Genomic DNA, 6452 nt, shown 5'->3' on the forward strand with positions numbered 1-6452 from the left:
ATTAAGGGGGGATTAAGGGGGGATCTATCTTTATTTTAATTATCTCTTCCCGTAGTAATGGCCATAGTAACGATAATTGTGGTCTTTCCGACTAACATTATTAGCCACTAAACCTAACACAGAAATGTGAGATAATCTCATATCTTCGAGCAGATTTTTAAGCACAAAGCGATCGGTTTTGCCCAGTTTGGTGACGAGAATCAGTCCGGTGGCCATGGCGGCGAGAATTTTCGCATCAGCAAAGGCGGCGATCGGTGGTAGATCGTAGATAATTAGATCGAAGGCTTGCTCTTGCTGTAATTGCGAGATCATCTCCTGCATTCTCTGGGAAGAAAGCAAGCGGGTTGGATCCGGAGGAATGGGACCGGCGGTAAGAATCGATAAATTCTCGTAGCGGGGTAGAGGTTGAATCGCTTCGTTCCAATCGAGACCCTCGGCGAGGACATTACTAAGGCCGTGGTCGTTATCGAGATTAAGTCGCAGGTGAACCTGGGGTCGTCGCAGGTCGGCATCCACCAGTAAAACTCTTTGTCCCATACCAGCGGCCGCTTTAGCGATATTCATTGATATGGTGGTTTTACCATCTCCTGGTGATACAGAACTAATCACGAGGGACTTGCGGGGGGAATCGGAACCGAGGAGGCGAATATTGGTGTTGAGGGTGCGGAAAGCTTCCGAGAAGGGGGAGAAATTATAGTAGGAGGGGTTTTCGTCGGCCGATTTCCCAGTACTATTAGGGATAGTAATTTTGCGATCACCGACTGTTAACTGAGGTAGGGCGGCGGTGATCACTTTTTCGATCATACCGAGGTCTTTTTGCCAGGGAATTGCGCCCAAAAGGGGTAGTTTGGTATCTTCTTTTATTTCATCTGCACTGTGGTGAACGGGGTCTAATCTTTCAGCTAAAAAGGCTGCCCCCAGTCCTAATAAAAGGCCACCGATAACCCCTAAAGCCAGATTTCGCAAGGGTTTAGGGGAAACGAAGTTTTCCTCTACTTCTGGTGGGGAAATTAGTTGCCAAGGCACCACTTGTTGTGCCACCTGTAGCTGTAATTTTTGCTGTTGCTCCAGAAAACGGTTAAGGCTGGTGGTGGCGATTTCCAATTCTCGTTGCAAATCCGTATAGCGACGGGCTAAAACCGCCAGATTTTTGACCGAGGCTTTCTGTTGTTCGAGGGCCCGGGCAAGGGATTTTACCTTAATTTCTAGAGTTTGGCGACTGTTAGCGGCTTCCACCAATTGTTGGGTTAATTGTACCCGCAAAGCGCTCTGTGACACCAAAGCCGGGGAATTACCCACTGTCTGGGGCAGTTTTTCCCCTAGAGTTCTCTGGGCTTCGTTTTGCAGTAGGGGCAGTAAATTAGCCCGTTTTTCCTCTAGGGTGGCGATTATCGGGCTATCCTTGGCAAAAACTGCCGATTGTTTGGCCAGTTCTACGTCCACTTCCTGCAGCTGCTTGAGCAAATCTTGATAACCGGGAGATTCACTGAGATAAGTAGCGATAATTGCTTGATCAGGGGCTAATCCCACCTGTTGCTGTAAAGCCTGATAGCGAGAGTTAATTTCGTTAAGGGCAACTTGGGCTGCCCGATAATCTTGTTCAGTATTGGTTAACTGTTGTGATAAACGAGTCGCCTCTTTATCGGGATCGAGGAAATTGTATTGCTGCCGGAATTGCTGCATTTGTTTTTGTAGAGTATTAACTCGTTCCTGCAGCACGGGCAATTGAGCGTTAACAAAATCTAAGCCTTGATTAATTTCGGTCTTTCGTTCCTGAGAACTATAGTTGAGGTAATGACGGGCTAAATTGTCTAAAACCAACTTAATTTTTTCCGGTTCGGCATCTTGATAGGAAATTTCTAAAACTTTCGTCTTTTCTAACTGACTAATTTTGAGATCAGATTTGCCAGTTTTACTAATTAAATCACTGTAGGTAAAATTGGGATACTTAGGAGTTATTTTACTAAGGATGGGGTTAAGGAGTTGAGGACTGGTTAAAACGGCGATTTGGGTATCATAATCGATGTCTTCACCACCTAACTGAGGTAGGATATCTTGGGCTGCCAGTTTGGAAGAACTTTTATTTTCCTCGATGGGTTGACCGACGAGCAGCAGGAATTTACCTTGATAGATAGGGGTTTTTAAGAAAGTATAAACAGCGATCGCTATAGTTCCTGCTGCGGTGATGCCAGCGATTAACCACCAGCGATGCTTGATGACGGAAAGCAATTGACGCAGATTGAGTTCCTCTTCTTCCTGCGTCGGGGAGGGGATAAAAGCCGGTTGAGCAAAAACTGGCAGATTTTCTTGGCTTTGGGTTTTCAAGGCCCCGTTTTGTTGGTTGTTCATCATTAATCAAATATTCAAGGGATAACTCTATTAAAAGATTTTACGGTAGCAATCTGGCTCGATCAATCACCGCTTAATCATAACGCCGTGCTACAATGATAACCTTAGTTTTTCCAGAACTGCTAATTTTTGTCCAGCCTCGTCTTATGGTCGAGCTTGCTGATAATCCTACCCACCGTTCAGAAAATTGATTATTAAAAAAGGGGAAAAGCCAGCCATGACAGGAAGCTCGGCTGGACACCCCAGATGGACAAATAAGATACTAGATGAATGGGCAGACTCAGTTTTGGAATTGCGAGACTCAGTTTCGGAATTGCGGGAATCGGCTTCAGAGGTTAGAGATTCAGTAGAAGTGTTACAATTGACAGCACAAGCTCTGCTACAAATCGCCGCACAGCAACAACGAGAAAATGAAGCAAGGAGAGCAGAAATTGCTGAAATCAGACAAAGATAGACTGAAACTGAAAAGGGAAAAAAATAAGCCATGACAAGAAGGAATGGGGAACGGACGAGATGGACAGATGAGATGCTAGATGAATTGGCAGACTCAGTTTCGGAATTGCGAGAATCGGTATCGGAAGTCAGAGACTCAGTTTCGGAAGTCAGATACTCAGTAGATGGGGTAAGAATAACTGCACAAGCACTGTTACAAATAGCTGCTCAACAACAGCGAGAAAATGAAGTTCGGCAAGCAGAAATTGCCGAAATCAGGCAAAGACAGGAAGAGTCAGACAAGCGTTTTGAGGTTTTGCTGTCAGAAGTCCGCCATCTGATTCGGCAAATTAAACCAGAAAATCAATCATAAGCTTGAGGAAAATGGCGGCGATCGCGTCTCGACAATTTAACCTAACCTTTTGTGAAACTAATTGACAAAATAATTAATTGACTATCATGGAACAAAAATTATTGTTTGCTAAATTGTTAAAAGGTCTCTCTAGTAGGATGTTTCGGCTATCGAAGAGAATCGAATATTTTGGAGGTGAATCAAGTATATTCAGATATATAGATTGTTTTGAGACCATAGATGTATTGCTTAAATTCATTCAACCAAAGTGTCTCTGTGATATAGGGGCAAATGCTGGTCACTGGACTTATGTTTTAAGTCAAATGAGTCCCACTTTGGAACACGTGGTTTTTTTTGAACCCCAATCTCAGTATCAAGAAAAATTGCAATCTTTATCTTTACCCAGAGCTAGCAAAGTTATTTACCATTGTGGATTAGGTGAAAGGGAAGATAAGTTATTAATTAAAGGAGGAACTTCTTCAGCATCTTTTCTTGATTCTGAACAACAAAATAAGTATTTTCCTAATAGTATTTCGCAAAACCAGCAGGATATGGAGGAAGTAGAAATTAGAACTTTAGATGCAACATATGCCAGTGATAATCTACCAATCCCTGATGTAATTAAACTAGATGTTCAAGGTTTTGAGCTTGAGGTTTTAAAGGGCAGTATGAATTTACTAAAAAAATCCAAATACTTAGTGATTGAATTATCATTTCGTCAGTTTTGGCTCTCTTGGATTTGGTGGGTAAAATGTATTCTAAGATACATTCCTCCTAGCGAGGGGGTGGAACGAACCACAAAGACACAAAGAACACAAAGATTGATCGATCCTATGTAAGTTAAACTTATCACACAGAACCTAGAAGAGCCCAGTTTTATCGAGAGCAACCCTATTTATGGGAAATTATCAAACTACTAGAAGAGAATAAATATATTATAGTTGGCAAGGGATTTGAATGGCGATACCATGAAAATCGTTGAGAAATACTGCAAATGAATGCTATATTTAAGAACACTGATGTTATGTAATTAGAGCGGTATCAAAAAGGAGTTTACTTAGTTGAGCGATCTACTTGCCAAAGCTGTTAATAATTCTAAGTGGACTGCCATTGGTTCTCTCATGACAGCTATTCTAGGATTCCTTTTTGCTGGGTTAACGATTCGCTGGTTGGGAGAAGCGGAGGCTGGATTTGCCATTGCTATTGCGACTATTGTTGGCATTAACAACACCTTTAGCGGTTTGGGACTGGGTGCGGCTGCAACCCGGTTGATTAGTCGCGCTCATGAAGAAAAGAATTATCAAGAAATTCAGAAAATAGCTGGTGTCTGTTTTACAACTTCTCTGGCTTTTGGATTGTTTGGGTTTTGTATTTTTGCTTTCGGTTCTGCTTGGATTGTTCAGTGGAGTAAATATGAAGGCAATGCTGATATAGGACGTTGGTACTGTATATTATTAGGATTGGCATTTTTGTTACAACAAATCACTGGTTATTTTAATATATTTCTCACTTCTCTTCAGAGATTTGACTGGCAAACAAAGCTCAACACTACTTTTATGTTAGCCAATGGTATTTTTGGAATCACTTTTTTGAAAGCCTTTCCTAGTATTTTAACTCTGGGAATAATTAGTTTAACTCTATCTTTACTAAATTGTTTATGTACGGGGTTTATAGTTACTAAAATCCTAGGATTTTTGACATCCCCTTCCTGGCATCAAGCTATGTTTATTGAGCTTTGGTCTTTTGGAAAATGGGTTTACATGACTCAGATACAAATTATATTTTTTGATGGTGTTGATAAAATATTTTTAACTTCTGTATTTGGCAGCTCTTCCCTACCTTTTTACACCTTTGCTCAAAGAATTTATAAAACAGTTCACCAAATGTTAGCTGGGCAGTCTTCCTACTTATTTCCCATGCTCTCGGCTCAAGGAGATAAATTAGAAGTGGTAGCAGAACAAATAGAAGACCGCTTGCGCTGGTTTATTGGGTTAATTGCTGGTTTTGTCTATTCAGGACTGATTATTGCCGGTCCAGCCTTATTGACTATTATGGTCAATGCCGAATTTTCTAGCAAAGCTAGTTTTCAGTTGTTTATTTTTTGCTGGGTAGGCTATATTCATGCACAAGCTATAGTTACATACTTTTTAAATTTAAGTAAAGGAAATGCAAAGCAAAACTGGATTTATGTTATAATTACTGGCCTAGTCTATTTTCCCTTTTTCGTTTTTTTATCACTAAATTTTGGGTTTAAATATGCAGTTATCGGACAATTGATGATGATTTTAGGAGTCATTTACTTGTTGCGCCATGCTCATAATAATATGAAGTGGTTGACTTTCAGCAAATGGACAATCAAACCCTTAATATCATCTATTATTTTAATGATTGTAGCTACTTTTCTTCACCTTGTAACCAATTCAATCAAAGCTACATTGATAACACAATTTACCTCTTTAGTGATTTTTTATTTTTCTGGAATCTTATTTGTTTATTATCTGGAAAACAAATGTTTTGGTAGTACGGGTAGAACAAAAACTTTAAATAGAGCTATGTTGCTTTTTTGTGGTAAGCTGAATCTGTCAAAAGAGCGTTAGTCAACTAATGTTAGACTGAGTGATATGTTTATCTAGAAAGCTGTTTCTATATTTTCCAAGCAAATATACTCGTATATCTCATTTAAGATTGCTATAGAATATGCCCTGTCGGTAAAATATCGGCTCTTCTAGGTTCTGTGTGAGCATGGTATAATGGTGACACAGAACCTGACAGGGGGACAAGCAAGCCGAAAAGCTTATGTAGCATGGAATACAGACACAGACTCCAAAAAAAGATAAGTCATATTTACTATATATGACCTAAATAACGAAAATGATAAGTGAACTATACCGGAAAGTCTTAGAGAATGAACTGGGGCGAGCCAGATATCTACTGTTGTTAATGATAGTTGGAACCTTGCAAATACTAAAGCAAGCCAAGTTAGAGATATTAGCAGAAGCATTACCAATACCGATCCTGTTTGAGAGTCGGAGAAAAAAACTAAAAAGATTTTTAAAGCTGGAAATCCTGAACATTGAAAAAATCTGGTTTCCCTGCCTAAAAGAGATGTTAAAACAGCAGGAGAGGTTCACAATAAAAGGATTAGTATATATTGCCATAGACCGGACGAGTTGGGGAACAATAAATATCTTAATGGTGAGTCTAATTTACGACAAGAGAGCCATGGCAATCTATTGGGAGATATTAGATAAAAAAGGAAGTAGTAATCTCGAAGAACAGCAGCGAGTATTGGGGAAAATATTGACGGTGCTATCAGGTC

General features: G+C 40.2%; 4 protein-coding genes and 2 pseudogenes. 5 read left to right on the forward strand and 1 reads right to left on the reverse strand.

The features are described from left to right. Positions 1-39 precede the first annotated feature (39 nt). Positions 40-2352: a GumC family protein gene (locus tag IQ234_RS19275; protein WP_193958262.1), complete on the reverse strand. Its 2313-nt coding sequence runs from the start codon at positions 2350-2352 to the stop codon at positions 40-42. A gap of 214 nt (positions 2353-2566) precedes the next feature. Between IQ234_RS19275 and IQ234_RS19280 the strand changes: the two are divergent. The 5 genes and pseudogenes from IQ234_RS19280 to IQ234_RS19300 form a co-directional block, all read left to right on the forward strand. After that, a pseudogene (locus IQ234_RS19280) lies at positions 2567-2800 on the forward strand (hypothetical protein); the annotation flags it as partial. A 33-nt stretch (positions 2801-2833) separates the two neighbouring features. Continuing rightward, positions 2834-3154: a hypothetical protein gene (locus tag IQ234_RS19285; protein WP_193958264.1), complete on the forward strand. Its 321-nt coding sequence runs from the start codon at positions 2834-2836 to the stop codon at positions 3152-3154. Positions 3155-3240: 86 nt separating this feature from the next. After that, entirely contained in the window at positions 3241-3972 is a 732-nt protein-coding gene (locus IQ234_RS21410; RefSeq protein ID WP_228008627.1) for an FkbM family methyltransferase, read from the forward strand. 222 nt (positions 3973-4194) lie between these two features. Further along, positions 4195-5730, forward strand: a complete 1536-nt coding sequence (locus IQ234_RS19295) for an oligosaccharide flippase family protein (protein WP_193958265.1) — start codon at positions 4195-4197, stop codon at positions 5728-5730. A 343-nt stretch (positions 5731-6073) separates the two neighbouring features. Further along, positions 6074-6452 (forward strand): annotated as a pseudogene (locus IQ234_RS19300) (transposase); the annotation flags it as partial.

The sequence above is a fragment of the Microcystis aeruginosa LEGE 91341 genome (assembly GCF_015206885.1).
Lineage (GTDB): Bacteria > Cyanobacteriota > Cyanobacteriia > Cyanobacteriales > Microcystaceae > Microcystis > Microcystis aeruginosa_H.